Raw genomic sequence first — 14,109 nt, forward strand, 5'->3', positions numbered from 1 at the left:
AGTTTTTGGTTGGCGCATTTTCTTCACGCGAACCGGTGTCCACTTCGCTCGAAAATGCTTCAGGCCGCACGAGTGTCCTGGGTTTCGACGACGCCGAGAAGGCGCGCCTGCAAGGCTTCGTCATGTTCCAGCTGGGCGGCGTCGCCGGCGAAGGCGACCTGGCCGTTGACCAGCACATAGGCGCGGTCGACGATCGGCAGCACGAGCTCGGCATGGTGCTCGACGATGATCATGGCGACGCGGCCGCGCAGTTTCACCAGCGCCTCCATGACTTCATTGACCACGGCCGGGGCCAGGCCCTCGAAGGGCTCGTCGAGCAGGACGAGCTTGCTCGGCACCATCAGGGCGCGGGCGATCGCGACCATCTGGCGCTCGCCGCCGGAGAGGTTCTCCGCCTTGGCGGCCTGGCGCGTCCTGAGGCGCGGGAACAGGGCGAAGGCCTCCTCCAGCGTGATGCCGCCCGGGCGCTGCGCCAGGAGCAGGTTCTCGGTGACGGTGAGGTTGGGGAAGAGCCGCCGTCCCTCCGGCACCAGAGAGATGCCGAGCCGGTTGATCTCGAAGGGCCGCAGCTTGCGCAGCTCCGTGCCGGCGAAGCTGATCGAGCCTGAGTCGAGGGGCAGGCTGCCGGTCAGCGCGCGCAGCGTCGTGGTCTTGCCGACGCCGTTGCGGCCGAGCAGTGCGACAGCCTCACCCTCGCGGATGGTGAGATCGACCCCGGAGAGCACGGTGCTGCCGCCATAGCCGACGGCGATGCCTTTTGCATCGAGCAGGACCGGGCTCGTTGCGCCCGCGCGGCGGGCCACGGCTGGAGCGGACGCCCGCTCGCCGTCCTTGGCGGCGCCGAGATAGGCGGCGATCACCTCGGGATTGCGCGCGACCTCGGCCGGCTTGCCGTCGGCGATCATCCGGCCCTGATGCAGCACGGAGATGCGGTCCGAGATCGCCAGCACGCGGTCGATGTCGTGCTCGATCAGCAGCACGGCATGGCGCTGGGCGAGCTTGCGGATGAGGTTGGCGACGACGATGCGGTCGGCCTCTGCCAGGCCCGCCAGCGGCTCGTCGAGCAGCAGCAGCTTGGCCTCGATCGCCAGGGTGACGCCGATCTCGAGCAGGCGCTTGGCGCCATGCGGCAGGTCCTGGGCGAGCTCGGCCGCCTGGTCGGCAAGGCCGACCGCGTCGAGGATAGACCAGGCCCGGGCGTTGATCGCCGCGTCGGCATGGGCATCGCGCAGCAGGCCGCGGGCGCCGATCCGCTGCGCCTGCACGGCGATGCGGACATTCTCGAACACACTGAGATTCGGGAAAATTGAGAGGATCTGGAAGGAGCGGCCCATGCCGAGCCGGGCGCGGGCATGCATAGGCAGGCGGGTGACCTCGTTCCCCTCGAAGAAGACCTGGCCGCTGGTGGGCGGCAGCACGCCGGTCAGCATGTTGTAGAAGGTGGTCTTGCCGGCGCCGTTGGGGCCGATGATCGAGTGCAGGACGAAGGGCCTGACCTGAAGGTCGATCTCCTTGGCCGTCACGAGGCTGCCGAACTGCTTGGAGAGCTTGCGCGTCTCCAGGATCGGCTTGTCCGGATCCATCGCCTGGCCGGCGCTGACATAGGGCTCGATCAGCGCCGGCCGCGGCGGGATGCTGCCCCGGGTCAGGGTCCAGCGCTGCTTGCCGAACAGGCGCTGGGCGAGGCCCTGGATGCCCTCCGGCGAGAGCAGCGCGAACAGGATCAGGACCGGGGCGAAGATCAGCCACCAGTTCTCGGTGATCGCCGAGAGCCGGTTCTCCAGGACGATGAAGGTGATCGCGCCCCAGAGCGGGCCGAGGAAGTGGTGTACGCCGCCGAGCACCGTCATCAGCAGCGCGTCGCCCGCATGCTGCCAGCTCAGATTGTTGGCGTAGACGCCCTGCAGCAGGAAGGTCAGCAGCGCGCCGGAAAAGCCGACGAAGCCGGCCATGACCACGAAGGAGCCGAGCCTGAGCAGATAGACGTTGAAGCCGAGGCTGCGGGCGCGCTGTTCGTTGTCGCGCACGGCCTGGAGCGCCCGGCCGAAGGGCGAATGCACCAGCCGCCAGAGCAGGCAGATGCCGGCGACGACGGCCGCCAGCACGAAGAGATGGAAGGAGAGGTCGCTGGCGAAGCTGGCGCGGGCGACGCCCTGCAGGCCGTTCTCGCCGCCGGTCACCGCCGTCCATTTGAAGGCGACCTCGAAGGCGATCTGCGAGCAGGCCAGGGTCAGCAGCGAGAAATAGAGGCCCTTGCGGCGCAGGATCAGCGCCCCGAGCACGAAAGCGAGCGCCAGCGAGAACAGCACGGCGAGCACGATGCCGAAGAGGTCGTTGCTGATCCGCCCGAGCACGAAGAAGGCGGCGGCATAGCTGGCACAGCCGAAGAACACCGAGGCGCCGAAGGGGACAAGCCCGGTATAGCCGACGAGCAGGTTCACGCCCATGCCGTAGAGCGTGTAGATCGCGATCTGGGTGATCAGGCCGATCGGCGCGCCGAGGCCGAGCCAGAGCAGCGTCAGGCCGGACAGGACGAGGCCGGCCCAGAGGGCGGGATGCGCAAGGAAGCCGCGGGCGTTCATTCGAAGCGCTCCCATTTTTCACCGAAGAGGCCACGGGGACGCACGAGCAGGATCGCCGCCATCAGCACATACATCGCCGCCCCCGACCATTCCGGCTGGAACTGGATGGTCATGGCGATGGTGACGCCGACGAGCAGGCCGGCAACGATGGCGCCGGCATAGGAGCCGAGCCCGCCGATGGTGACGATGACGAAGGCCGGCATGATCGCGCTCGCCGCCATCGTCGGGGTCACTGTCCAGAGCGGCGCGGCGAGGAGGCCGGCGAGGCCCGCGAGCAGGCAGCCGATGCCGAAGACGAAGCTGAATACCACCGGCAGGTTGATGCCGAGCAGGCCGACCATCTCGGCATCGCGCGAGCCGGCCCGGATGATCCGGCCGAAGGGCGTGTAGGTCAGGAAGGCCCAGAAGGCGACGAGGGCGGCGACCGTCACCAGGAGCACGAACATCCGGTACTTGGTCAGCAGGACCGGCCCGTATTCGACGAAGCCGGAGAGGAAGCGCGGCGCGCTGAACGGCAGCGGCGCGCCGCCGAAGATCATGCGCAGCACCGCCTCGAACAGCAGCGCCAGCGCGAAGGTCAGGATCAGGCCGAGCAGCGGCTCCTTGCCGTAGAGATGGCGGATCAGCACGATCTCGACCAGCATGCCGAGCGCGCCGGTGACGAAGGGCGCGAGCAGCGCCGCCCACCAGCCGAATTCGCGCGCCAGCACCAAGGCGACATATGCGCCGACGGCGAAGAAGGCGCCATGGGCGAAGTTCACGATGCCGAGCAGCCCGAAGATGATCGAGAGGCCGACGGCGATCAGCACATAAAGGAAGCCCAACACCAAGCCGTTCACGGCCTGGGACAGGATCATATCGAGCATGGCAGGCGCTCCTCGAGCGGGCGCGGCGAGGGAAGAAGAAGGGACCGGCCGGCGCGTGGCTCGGCCGGCCCTTCATCCGGCTGGGCGGAGCGTCAGAGCGCGTCCATCTTGCAGGCGCTCTCGGCCTGCGAGCCGAAGGCCTTGTCGATGTCCCCTTGCGTCTTCGGCAGCTCGGCCTTGATGTCGAAATAGTCCCATTTGTCGGTGATCTTCGGCTTGATGCCGGCGATCAGCAGGCGGTTGACCATCTGGTGGTCGAAGTCGCGATAGTGGACGTCGAGGTCGCCGCGCTTGACCTGCCATTTTTCCAGCGCGGCGACGATCGCCGCCGGCTCGGTCGACTTGGCGGCCTCGATCGCGTCGAGCAGGCTCTTCATGCCGAACCAGCCCATCCAGGCCTTGTCGGCGGCGGGGCGGTTGTATTTCTTCTCATAGGCCGCCGCCATCGCCTGCTCTTCCGGCGGATTGTTCGGGTTCTTGTAGTACCAGGTCAGGGTGTAGAGCCCGTCCGCAGCCTCCGGCCCGACGCCCCAGAGATCGGTGTTCCCCACCGAGATCTCGGCGAAGGGGATGCGCCCGCGCATGCCGAGCTCGTTCCACTGCTTCAGGAAGGTGGTGAGGTCGCTCGCCGCGACGCCGCCGATGACGACGTCGGGCTTGGCGGCGCGGATCTTCAGGATGAAGGAGCTGTAGTCGGGCGTGCCGACCGGGACCTCGTCGGCCCCGACGATGGTGATGCCGTTCGCCTTGGCATAGGCCTCGAAGGCCTTCTTGATGTCCTGGCCGAAAGCGTAGGCGGCCGTCAGCAAATACCACTTCTTGCCGATTTCGCCGCAATAGGGCGCGAGTGCGCGGACATGCACCTCGACCGGCGGCTGCAGGCGGAAGGTGTACTTGTTGCAGGACTTGCCGGTGAGGTCGCCGGTGGCGGCATTGGCGGCGATGTAGGGGATCTTAGCCTTCTTCGCCACGGCCGAGATGCCGAGGGCGAAGGAGCTCAGCGCGCCGCCGACCATGCCGACGACCTTGTGCTCGCCGACGAGGCGCTCGGCGTTCTGCTGAGCGCCCTGCGGATTGGGTTCGTCGAGCCAGACGATCTCGGCGGGGCGGCCGAGCAGGGTGTTGTTGCGCTGCTCCAGCGCCAGCATGCCGCCCTGGGCTAGATATTCCGACTGGTCGACGATGCTGCCGGTCTTCGCCCAGATCATGCCGATCTTGATCGGCTCGGCCGCGGCGGCGTTGCCGATATAGGGCATGCCGAGCCGGGCCGAGACGAGGCCGCTCGCGCCGAGCGAGCCGGCGCCGAGGAGCAGGCTTCGGCGCCTGATGGTGGAAATCCGCTGCGGCTTGTCTGCGTCGGTCACGACGTCCCTCCCTGCGTTGGCGTTCCCCGGAAGCCTTGCCTGGCTCCGATTGGCTGGCTCCGCGATGCGGGCCGGCGGCGATCCTCTAACATGATTGGAATGTAATTCCAGTCTTATTTTCAAAATTGGAATCTTATTCCAGTCAGCTTGACCGCAGCCGCGACCAGCGGGATAAGGAGGGGCAACGCAGGAGGCAGGCCCATGGCGCCATTTTCAGTCGGGATCGTCGGGGCCGGAGCGATCGGCCGTCTGCATGCGGACGTGATCGCGAAGACGGATTTTGCGGTGGTTGCCGGCGTCGCCGATCCCACCGATGCCGGCCGGGCCTATTGCGAGGAACGTGGCCTGCGCTGGTTCAAGGACCATCACGCCCTGATCGCGGCAGGTGGCGTCGAGGCGCTGATCGTGGCGACGCCGAACCAGACCCATCTGCCGATCGGGCTCGATGCGATCGCGCAGGGGATTCCGGCGCTGATCGAGAAGCCGGTCGCGGTGACGGTGGCGGAGGGCGAGGAGCTCGCGGCGGCCTCGGCCCGCGCCGGCGTGCCGATCCTCGTCGGCCATCACCGGCGCTACAACCCGATCATCGCTACCGCGCGCGAGACGGTGCAGAGCGGCGGGCTCGGGCGATTGAACACGGCCACGGTGCTCTACACCTTCTACAAGCACGACGCCTATTTCGACCTGGCCTGGCGGCGCGAGCCCGGCGGCGGGCCGGTCCTGATCAACCTGATCCACGAGATCGACCTGATCCGCTTCATCTGCGGCGAGATCGCCGCGGTGCAGGCCGTCACCTCCGACCGTATCCGCGGCCTGCCGGTCGAGGACACCGCGGCGGTGCTGCTCGAACTGGAAAACGGGGCGCTAGTGACGGTCAGCCTGTCCGACACTGCGGTGACGCCCTGGAGCTGGGACCTGTCCTCGGGCGAATTGCCGAACTATCCGGCGCAGCCTGCGCCGGTGACCTCGCATTTCCTCTCGGGGACGGAAGGCTCGCTGACGCTGCCCGGGCTCGATCTCTGGCGCTATGACGGCGAGAAGAGCTGGTTCGCGCCGATCACGCGGCAGGCGCTGCCGATCACGCGCGAAAGCCCCTATCTGCGCCAGCTCGGCCATCTGCGCGATGTCGTGCGCGATGGCGCCAGGCCGCTGATCGACGCCGCCGATGCGACCCGCACCTTGCGGGCCACACTTGCCGTCCATGAAGCGGCACGCCAGAGACAACGCCAGGAACTCCATTATGGATAGGGCCATGGCGAAGAAGCTCGTCGCTGACACGGAAGAGTCCGAGGCCGATCAGGCTCCGAGCGGGCTGCTCGAGCGGACGCTGGGGGTGATCGAGCTCCTGGCGGCTCATGCGCACGGGCTGCCGCTCTACGAGATCGCCGAGCGGCTCAGCATTCCGCGCAGCGCGACGCATCGCGTGCTGACGAGCCTGGTCGAGCGCGGCTATGTCCGGCAGGAGCGCCATCACGGCATGTACCAGCTCACGGCCAAGATCGCTTCGCTCGCCTTCAGCTTCCTGGCCGGCAGCGGCATCACCGATCTCGCCCAGCCGGTGCTCGACCAATTGGCGCGCGAGACGGCCGAGCTGGTCCGCCTCGCCCTGATCGACGGGCGCGAGCTGATCTGGGTGGCAAAATCGCAAGGCTCGCCGTTCGGATTGCGCTACGACCCCGACATGGGCCAGTCGGGCCGGCTTTCCTGCTCGGCCAGCGGCCATGCCTGGCTCTCCTGTCTGCCGGAGGAGGAGGCGCTCGCGCTGGTCGAGCGCCAGGGCTACGGCTCGCGCGAGGAGTTCGGTCCGAAGGCGCCGCAGACGCCGGCCGCTTTGCTCAAATATCTGCGCCAGGCGCGCAAGCGCGGCTTCAGCATGGTGAGCCAGACCTATTCGCCCTGGATGAGCGCGACGGCGGCGCCGATCCGCAGCGCCCAGAGCGGCGAGGTCATCGGCGCGCTGGTGATCGCCGGGCCGCATATCCGCCTGACCGAGGAGAAGATGCTGACCTTCTCGCCGATGCTGCTCAGCGCCGCCAGGGAGTTGTCGCTGGCGCTGGGGGCGAGCCCGACGCTGGTCTCGCATCAGCCGCGTGGCCCCTTCTTCGGCTGAGGCCAACCTTCATAGGGACAAGTCAAAGAATGCAGCTGGCGGCCCACACCTTCGGTTTCGTCTGGCAGGAGGAGGCGGAGGCAGCGGTTGCGGCCCTCGCCCGTGCCGGCTTCCGCCGGATCCAGCTGATGGCGACACCGCCGCATTTCGATCCCTGGCGCGAGGACGAGGCTCGAACTGCAGGATTGCGCCAGCTTGTTGCGGAGCATGGTCTCGAATTGCTGGCTGCCGACCTCGCCAGCAGCGACATCAATCTCGCGAGCGCCGCTCCCGAGGTCGTCGCCTTCTCGGTCGAGGCTTATCGCCGGTTGGCGTTGCGATGCGCCGAATTGGGCGCGCGCCATGCTTGCGTCGGCTCCGGGCGGCGCCATGCGCTGCTTGCCAAGGCCAATGACCGGCTGATGCAGAGCTTCCGGCCGGCTTTCCGGCAGGTGGTGGAGGAGGCGCGCCGGGCCGGTGTCGGGGTGATCCTCGAGAACCATCCGCAGGGGCTGCTCGACAGCGCGGCGGTGATCGCGCGCTTCCTTGACGAGGAAGGCTATGACGACGTGAACGTGATCTACGATGTCGCCAACGGCTTCGCGATCGGCGAGGACCCGGCCGAGGGCCTGCGCCTGCTCGCCGGGCGCATCGGCATCGTCCATCTCTCGGACAGCCCCGCCGGCCAATGGCGGCACGACCCGATCGGCAGCGGCGCCATCGATTTTTCCGCGATCAGGCGCGAGCTGGAGCGGCAGGGCTATGCCGGGGCGGTGGCGCTGGAGATCCTGTCGGAGGCAGCGCTCGCCGGGCTGCTCGACGGAGTAGCGCGGCTGGAAGCGCAAGGCTGGCGCTTCGACGGACCGCTGCCGCAAGGCTGAAGGACAAGGACGTAAAGCGATGCTCAAGGGCTGCGGCCTGCTCTCGCTCTGGAACGGTGTCGATCCCGAACGGCGCGGCGAGTACGATCTCTGGCATACCCGCGAGCATGTGCCGGAGCGGCTCGCCATCCCCGGAATGCTGCGGGCCCGGCGCTATCACCGCGGCGAGGGGCCGCTTCCGGAATTCCTGACGCTTTACGAGCTTGAGAACACCGGGGTGCTCGACAGCGAGCCCTACCGGGCTCTGCTACAGAACCCGACACCGTGGTCACGCAGCATGCGCCCGTCCTTCCGCGGCTTCTTCCGCGTCGGTCATCTCATCGAGTTGAGTCGCGGCGGCGGCGTGGGCGGCGCGCTGATGGCAACCGTCTTCGCCGATGCCGCGGCGCCCGCTGGTCGTTGGGAAGCGGTGGTGGAACTCGTGCTGCAGAAAACCGCAGCGACGGCAGTCCATGTCCTGGCGAAGGATCCAGCGGTTGCGCCGGTGCCGTTCTCGGTCCCGTCGGGCGATGGGATTTCTCATGCCGACGGCGGTGCGCTGATGGTCGAATGCTACGATCGCGAACGTCTTCCCGAGATCGCCGGCGTGCTCGATGCTGCGCTCGACACGCGCGGCCTGGCGAGGGGCCGGGAAGCCTGGACCAGTTACGACCTCGCCTATGTGCTTGGTGGGGACGAGCTCGCTTCCGTCGTATCCTTGTCGACACCTCCTGGCTGAACCCTGGCCGCTCGCGCCGCCGCAGTCTTGGGATGGCGCGCGATTGCGTGCAGCAGCATGCGCTGCAGCTGCAGCGCCGGAGCAGGTAGCTGGACGCCGTCCCGGGCGATAATGCCGACCGTGCGCCGGATCAGCGGTGCGGTGATCGGGATGACGCGCAGTTCCGTGCTCGGCGGGATGGCGAGGCGCGGCAGCACGGTGATGGCGATGCCGCTGGCGACGAAGCAAGCGGCCATGTTGACGCGCTGGACCTCATAAGCCCAGTCGAGCCGCTCACCGAAGGTGCCGAGGCTCTCGCTCAGCATGAAGCCGTGGCTCGTGGTCGTGGCGACACGCGCCAGCGGATGGCCGACGAGATCGGCCCAGGTGAGCTCCGCCCGATCCGCCAGTTCATGACCGGCGGGGACGGCCGCGACGAAATCCTCCTCGAACAGGGCGCGGGATTTCTGGGTCCAGAGCTGGGCGCCGAGGATGGTGAGGGCGAACTGGGCCTCGCCCGAGGCGACGCGCTCGCGCAGCGCCGCCGCCGGCTCGTCGAAGACCGTGACCGAGACCCCTGGATGGCGCTGGCGGAACTCCCGGAGCACCTCGGGCAGGAAATGCTCGCCGAGCGAGCCGAGGCAGCCGACGGATACGCGCTCCTGCGCCTGCCGGCCCTCGCGTCTCAGGTTTTCGTAGAGGCTCGAGAGTCGCATCAGCGCGTCGCGCGCTTCCGGGAAGAAGTCCTGTCCGGCCCGGGTCAAGGCGAGGCTGCGAGTGGTGCGCTGGAACAGGGTGACGCCGACATCCTCCTCCAGCTTGCGGATGCGGTGGCTCAGGGCCGTCTGTGACAGCCGCATCGCCTCGGCGGCGCGGCGAAAGCTGCCGAATTCGGCGATCTGGATGAAGGCTTCGAGCCCGGCGACATCCATTGCATCATCCGGTAATTGAGCAATTTGGCTCATGAATAAGGCCTTCAAATTCATTTGAACAGGGCCTGGCGACGCTCCTATCCTGGCTGGCATGAGGCCCTGACGGGTGTTGCGCGTCACAGCGCGCTGACGCCCGGACGCAAGGCCCCCTTGGGGAAACGGACCATGGGATCGATGGAAGGCGAGGGAGGACGGCTGTTCTTCCGCTCCGAAACCTTCGACACGCAGAAATTCGACCGCCGCCGCCCGTCCGACAAGACGGTCGCCGAGCCGGCGCGCAATCTGCCGGTCCACACCGAATGCGACGTCCTGGTCGTCGGCGGTGGGCCGGCCGGCACGGCGGCCGCGGTCGCGGCAGCCCGGCTCGGGGCCGATGTCGTGCTGCTCGAGCGCTATAATCATCTCGGCGGGCTCTCGACCGGCGGGCTCGTGATCTGGATCGACCGGATGAGCGACTGGCAGGGCCGCCACGTTATCCGCGGCTTCGCCGAGGAACTGCTGGCGCGCCTGACCCGCGACAAGATCGCCGGGCCCGAACCGGCGGAATGGGGCTCGCATGATCCGCAGCGCGTGGCGTATTGGGGCCAGCGCAACGCCGCCTTCAACGGCACGGTGACCCATGCGCCGACGCTCGACCCGGAATGGCTCAAGGCGGAATCGCTCGCCATGGTGCTGGAGGCCGGCGTCCATCCGATCTTCCACGGCTGGGGCGCGAGCCCGATCATGGAGGGGCAACGCGTCGCCGGCTGCGCCTTCGAGAGCAAGGAGGGACGGCGCGCCATCCTCGCCCGGGTGACGGTCGATGCGACCGGCGACGGCGATCTCTATGCCGGCGCCGGCTCGGCCTACGATACCGAGGTCGACACCCGCGACATCCATGGCTGCATGAACACCTCCTGGCTGTTCGGCGGCGTCGACATGAAGGCGTTCCTGCGCTTTCGTGCCGAGACGCCGGAGCAGTTCACGCAGTTCATGGCGCGCGGGCGCGAGGCGCTGCGCTTCTTCGACAAGCCGTCGGTGTCATGGCGCGACGACATCGCCGTCTTCATGGGGCCGCGGCTCGCCGGCTATTCGGCGCTCAAGGTCGAGGATCTCTCGGAGGTCGAGATCCGGAGCCACCAGTTGATGCTGGAGCACCTTTCCTTCTATCGCGCCCATGCGCCAGGGTTCTCGGACGCCTTCATCATGCTGTCGGGCTCGCAGCTCGGTGTCCGGCACGGCCGGCGCCTTGCCGGGCGCGGCAAGCTGACACGCGCGAACTGGGACGGTGCGGTAGCGCCCGACGAGATCGGCGTCTCGCCCTCGCTCGCGCCGAAATTCCGGAACGTTTCGGTGCCTTATGGCGCGATCGTGCCGCGCGAGGTCGACGGTTTGCTGGCGCCCGGCCGCCATCTTTCCTGCGACGCCACCAGCCACTCCTTCATGCGCGAGATCCCGCAATGCTGGCTGACCGGCCAGGCCGCCGGCATAGCCGCGGCAATCGCCGCTGACCGGGCGCTGGCGCCGAGCGAGGTGCCGATCCCCGACCTGCGCGCGGCGCTTCTCCTGCAGGGGGCCTATCTCAACGAGGCTCCCGCGATGGCGGAAGGATGAACATGCGCCGGCCGCGCGCCATGCGGTTGACGAGAGCTTGTGAGCAGGCCGAAGAAGCTTGCCGGACATTGAAGGGAAAGCGGCGGCAAGCCGCTCCCAAGGGGAGGACCAGAGGATGTTGTTTCGATTCGCTCGCTGGCGTAGCGCCTGTGCCGTCGTGTTTCTCTGTCTGGCCGGGGCATGGCCCGCCCTTGCGCAGGCACCGGCTCTGAAGCCGCTCGATCCGCCGCAAGCAGTGCGCGTCGCCTATGTGCCGATCATGAAATTCGCCACCGCCTATGTCGCGGAGTCGCGCGGGCTCTTCAAGAAATACGGGCTCGACGTCAAGCTCGACAGCGTCAAGTCCGGTACCGAGGCGATCGCCTTCCTCGACAAGGGCTCGGTCGATGTCGGCGGCATCTCGATCGTCGCCTCGCTCTGGTCGGCCTGGAATCGTGGGCTCGACATTCGCGTGATCGCACCCGGCGCGCTCGATCCGATGACGGACGGGCCGACCAAGCTGATCGTCCGCAAGGACCTGATCGACAGCGGCGCGGTCAGGACGGTCGCCGACCTCAAGGGCAAGCGCATCGCCGCGGCCGGGGGGCCCGGCAGCGGCGGCGAATACTTCGTCAGCAAGGCGCTGGAGAGCGCCAAGCTCACCTTGCGCGACGCGCAATTGCTCAATGTCGGCAATGCCGACATGCCGGCTGCGATGGAGGGCAAATCGGTCGATGCGGTGCTGACCTCCTCGCCCTATTCCGACCAGATCCTCAAGGCCGGCACCGGCAAGCTCCTGATGCAGGACATCACGCCCGGGCTGATGACGGTCGCCTTCGTCGGCTCCGGCAAGTTCATCAAGGAGCGCCCGGAGGTCGCCGAGCGCTTCGTGCTGGCGATGACCGAGGCGGCGCGGCTGATGCAGGGCGCCGATTATCTCGCGCAGGCCAATATGGACGCCTATCTCAAATTCACCGCCTCGACTCCGGAGGCGATCAAGGGTGGTGGCGCCATCGTCTTCGACCCCAACATGGCGATCCCGACCGCCGGCCTCGCCGATATCGAGCGTGTCCACCGCGAGAACGGCCGGACCGAATACGAGAAGCCGCTCGACATGGCCAAGGCCATCGACGTGCGCTTCGCCAACAAGGCGATCGAGACTCTCGGCAAGGCCGCTCCGGCCAAGTGAGGAGCTGGCGACTGCTAGCCCGGAGGACCCTGCGATGACGAGCGCCATGCAGGCCGTGGCGGCGCCGAAGATCGGCGCGCGCCATGTCAGCAAGCACTACCCCACGGCCGACGGTGTCATGGTCGCGCTGGAGGATTTTTCGCTCGACGTCAGCGACGGCGAATTCGTCTGCATCGTCGGCCCGTCCGGCTGCGGCAAGTCCACCTTCCTGCGCATGGTGGCCGGGCTGGAGTCGATCTCGCAGGGCGCGATCCAGATCCGGTCCGGCACTGATGCGGCCAAGCCGCTGAACAGCGTCGTCTTCCAAGAATATGCGATCTTTCCCTGGAAGACGCTCGCCGACAATGTCGCCTTCGGCCTGCAGATGCGCGGCATCGGGCGCAAGGAGCGGCTCGACACCGCCCGCTTCTGGCTCGACCGCGTCGGCCTCTCCAAATTCGCCGACTATTACCCGCACCAGATCTCGGGCGGGATGAAGCAGCGCGTCAGCATCGTCCGGGCGCTCGCCAACGATCCCGAGGTGCTGCTGATGGACGAGCCGCTCGGTGCGCTCGACGCCCAGACCCGCGTCGTTATCCAAGAGGAATTGCTGCGGATCTGGGAGGAGACGCGCAAGACCGTGCTCTACATCACCCACAGCCTCGACGAAGCCGTGCTGCTCGGCGACCGCGTCATCCTGATGAGTGCCCAGCCCGGCCGGCATCTGGCGACCTTCAATATCGACCTGCCGCGCCCGCGCAGCATCGCGACGATGAACCTGCCCCGTTTCGCCGAATATCGCGCTGCGATCTGGGAGCAGCTCAGTGCCGAGGTGACGCGGGCGATGGAGGCGCGGCCATGACGATCACCTCCGCGAACGAGATCGCAGATCGGCAGGGCCGCGAGTCGGCGCCGCGCAACTCGGTGATGGGCAATGACAAGCGTGCCCTCGTCCTGCTCGTCGCCGGCGGGCTGGCGGCGCATGCGCTGCTCGCCGTGCTCGGCCTCTGGCGTGCCGTCGCCTGGCCGGCGATCGGCCTCAGCTTCATCCTGCTCGTGCTGATTGGCGAGCGCGCCGGCCGCATCGTGCCGGTGCGAAACAGGGGTCTCTACGAGCGCACGCTCGCCTTCGGCTTTCCTGCGCTGGTGCTTCTCACCTGGCAGCTCGCCGGCGATTACGGCCTGCTCAACACCACCTGGTTCCCGCAGCCCTCGCGCATCGCCGCCGGGCTCTGGGACCTGACGGTGCGCTATGACCGCTTCTCCGGCACCAGCCTGCTCGGGCGCCCCTGGCTGATCCCAGAGGTCTATGCCGTGGACGGCATGGCCGGCGTCTGGAAACTGCTGTCAGAAAGCCATCTTCTCGCGACGATAGGGCGCGTCCTCGGCGGTTTCATCCTCGGCGCGGTGCCGGGTGTGCTGCTCGGCGTCGTCATGGGCATGAACCAGACCGTGCGGCTGATGCTCGATACGACACTGTCGGCGATCTATGTCCTGCCGAAGATCGCGATCTTCCCGATCGTGATGCTGATGTTCGCCGATCCCTTCGGCGAAGCCCCGAAGATCGTCGTGGTCGCGCTCGCCGTCTTCATCCTGATGGCGATCAACACGATGGCCGGCGTCCGGGGCATCGACAAGGTCTACCTGATGGCTGGGCGCAACTATGGCGCCAGGGGCTGGTCGATGCTGCGCCATGTCATCCTGCCCGGCGCCATGCCGGTGATCTTCGCCGGCCTGCGCATCGCGCTGGGCACGGCGATGATCGTGATCATCTCGGTCGAGTTCGTGCGGGCCAAGCAGGGCGTCGGCTACATCACCTTCTACTACTGGGAGGTGCTGAATCCCGAGAAGATGTATGCCGGCCTCGTCGTGGTGATGGCGCTCGGCGTGTTGCTGACCTACGGGCTGCAATGGCTGCAGCGTCGGCTGATGCCGTGGCAGCGGTGAGATGGAGGCCG

Annotated in this window: 12 protein-coding genes; 8 read left to right on the forward strand and 4 right to left on the reverse strand. The window is 67.6% G+C overall.

Annotated features, from left to right (window positions below; all coding sequences use genetic code 11):
* Positions 1-59: 59 nt before the first annotated feature.
* The 3 genes from ACQKLX_RS03680 to ACQKLX_RS03690 all read right to left on the reverse strand — a co-directional run bounded on the left by ACQKLX_RS03680 (position 60) and on the right by ACQKLX_RS03690 (position 4,812).
* Complete coding sequence (locus ACQKLX_RS03680) at positions 60-2,582, reverse strand: branched-chain amino acid ABC transporter ATP-binding protein/permease (protein ID WP_427359590.1); 2,523 nt, start codon at positions 2,580-2,582, stop codon at positions 60-62.
* The gene (locus tag ACQKLX_RS03685; RefSeq protein ID WP_427359592.1) at positions 2,579-3,448 is read right to left on the reverse strand and encodes a branched-chain amino acid ABC transporter permease; all 870 of its coding nucleotides are present in this window, start codon (positions 3,446-3,448) and stop codon (positions 2,579-2,581) included. Before ACQKLX_RS03685 ends, ACQKLX_RS03680 begins: the two co-directional genes overlap by 4 nt.
* A gap of 92 nt (positions 3,449-3,540) precedes the next feature.
* Positions 3,541-4,812, reverse strand: a complete 1,272-nt coding sequence (locus ACQKLX_RS03690; protein WP_326874661.1) for an ABC transporter substrate-binding protein — start codon at positions 4,810-4,812, stop codon at positions 3,541-3,543.
* A 201-nt stretch (positions 4,813-5,013) separates the two neighbouring features.
* On the opposite strand from ACQKLX_RS03690, the gene ACQKLX_RS03695 reads away from it, so the two are divergent.
* Genes ACQKLX_RS03695 through ACQKLX_RS03710 form a run of 4 tightly spaced genes read left to right on the forward strand, consistent with a single transcriptional unit; the run spans position 5,014 to position 8,500 of the window.
* Complete coding sequence (locus ACQKLX_RS03695; protein ID WP_427359594.1) at positions 5,014-6,060, forward strand: Gfo/Idh/MocA family protein; 1,047 nt, start codon at positions 5,014-5,016, stop codon at positions 6,058-6,060.
* 4 nt (positions 6,061-6,064) lie between these two features.
* Positions 6,065-6,922 carry an IclR family transcriptional regulator gene (locus ACQKLX_RS03700; RefSeq protein WP_427359596.1) on the forward strand — a complete coding sequence of 286 codons (858 nt, stop codon included), beginning with the start codon at positions 6,065-6,067 and terminating at the stop codon, positions 6,920-6,922.
* 29 nt (positions 6,923-6,951) lie between these two features.
* A complete protein-coding gene (locus tag ACQKLX_RS03705) occupies positions 6,952-7,782 on the forward strand; it encodes a sugar phosphate isomerase/epimerase family protein (RefSeq protein WP_427359598.1) in 831 nt (276 codons plus the stop codon).
* 19 nt (positions 7,783-7,801) lie between these two features.
* On the forward strand, positions 7,802-8,500 hold the full coding sequence (locus tag ACQKLX_RS03710) for a hypothetical protein (RefSeq protein ID WP_427359599.1): 699 nt from the start codon (positions 7,802-7,804) through the stop codon (positions 8,498-8,500).
* On the opposite strand, the gene ACQKLX_RS03715 is transcribed toward ACQKLX_RS03710, so the two are convergent.
* Complete coding sequence (locus ACQKLX_RS03715) at positions 8,440-9,411, reverse strand: LysR family transcriptional regulator (RefSeq protein ID WP_427359601.1); 972 nt, start codon at positions 9,409-9,411, stop codon at positions 8,440-8,442. The two genes, ACQKLX_RS03710 and ACQKLX_RS03715, sit on opposite strands and share 61 nt — an antisense overlap.
* A gap of 165 nt (positions 9,412-9,576) precedes the next feature.
* Between ACQKLX_RS03715 and ACQKLX_RS03720 the strand changes: the two genes are divergently transcribed.
* The 4 genes from ACQKLX_RS03720 to ACQKLX_RS03735 all read left to right on the forward strand — a co-directional run bounded on the left by ACQKLX_RS03720 (position 9,577) and on the right by ACQKLX_RS03735 (position 14,098).
* The gene (locus ACQKLX_RS03720; RefSeq protein ID WP_427359603.1) at positions 9,577-11,004 is read left to right on the forward strand and encodes an FAD-dependent oxidoreductase; all 1,428 of its coding nucleotides are present in this window, start codon (positions 9,577-9,579) and stop codon (positions 11,002-11,004) included.
* A 115-nt stretch (positions 11,005-11,119) separates the two neighbouring features.
* Positions 11,120-12,172, forward strand: a complete 1,053-nt coding sequence (locus ACQKLX_RS03725; protein WP_427359605.1) for an ABC transporter substrate-binding protein — start codon at positions 11,120-11,122, stop codon at positions 12,170-12,172.
* Between the two features lie 34 nt (positions 12,173-12,206).
* A complete protein-coding gene (locus ACQKLX_RS03730) occupies positions 12,207-13,013 on the forward strand; it encodes an ABC transporter ATP-binding protein (RefSeq protein WP_427359607.1) in 807 nt (268 codons plus the stop codon).
* Positions 13,010-14,098, forward strand: coding sequence for an ABC transporter permease (locus ACQKLX_RS03735; RefSeq protein WP_427359609.1), 1,089 nt, complete (start codon positions 13,010-13,012; stop codon positions 14,096-14,098). Before ACQKLX_RS03730 ends, ACQKLX_RS03735 begins: the two co-directional genes overlap by 4 nt.
* The last annotated feature ends 11 nt before the right edge of the window (positions 14,099-14,109 follow it).

This window comes from Allobosea sp. NPDC003192 (assembly GCF_050275675.1).
In the GTDB taxonomy this organism is placed as follows: Bacteria; Pseudomonadota; Alphaproteobacteria; order Rhizobiales; family Beijerinckiaceae; genus Allobosea.

Excerpts from the sequence above, each read along its gene's own strand:
- ACQKLX_RS03680 (WP_427359590.1), bottom strand. The coding sequence starts at position 2,582 with ATGAACGCCCGCGGCTTCCTTGCGCATCCCGCCCTCTGGGCCGGCCTC.
- ACQKLX_RS03685 (WP_427359592.1), bottom strand. The coding sequence starts at position 3,448 with ATGCTCGATATGATCCTGTCCCAGGCCGTGAACGGCTTGGTGTTGGGC.
- ACQKLX_RS03695 (WP_427359594.1), top strand. The coding sequence starts at position 5,014 with ATGGCGCCATTTTCAGTCGGGATCGTCGGGGCCGGAGCGATCGGCCGT.
- ACQKLX_RS03700 (WP_427359596.1), top strand. The coding sequence starts at position 6,065 with ATGGCGAAGAAGCTCGTCGCTGACACGGAAGAGTCCGAGGCCGATCAG.
- ACQKLX_RS03705 (WP_427359598.1), top strand. The coding sequence starts at position 6,952 with ATGCAGCTGGCGGCCCACACCTTCGGTTTCGTCTGGCAGGAGGAGGCG.
- ACQKLX_RS03710 (WP_427359599.1), top strand. The coding sequence starts at position 7,802 with ATGCTCAAGGGCTGCGGCCTGCTCTCGCTCTGGAACGGTGTCGATCCC.
- ACQKLX_RS03715 (WP_427359601.1), bottom strand. The coding sequence starts at position 9,411 with ATGGATGTCGCCGGGCTCGAAGCCTTCATCCAGATCGCCGAATTCGGC.
- ACQKLX_RS03720 (WP_427359603.1), top strand. The coding sequence starts at position 9,577 with ATGGGATCGATGGAAGGCGAGGGAGGACGGCTGTTCTTCCGCTCCGAA.
- ACQKLX_RS03725 (WP_427359605.1), top strand. The coding sequence starts at position 11,120 with ATGTTGTTTCGATTCGCTCGCTGGCGTAGCGCCTGTGCCGTCGTGTTT.
- ACQKLX_RS03730 (WP_427359607.1), top strand. The coding sequence starts at position 12,207 with ATGACGAGCGCCATGCAGGCCGTGGCGGCGCCGAAGATCGGCGCGCGC.
- ACQKLX_RS03735 (WP_427359609.1), top strand. The coding sequence starts at position 13,010 with ATGACGATCACCTCCGCGAACGAGATCGCAGATCGGCAGGGCCGCGAG.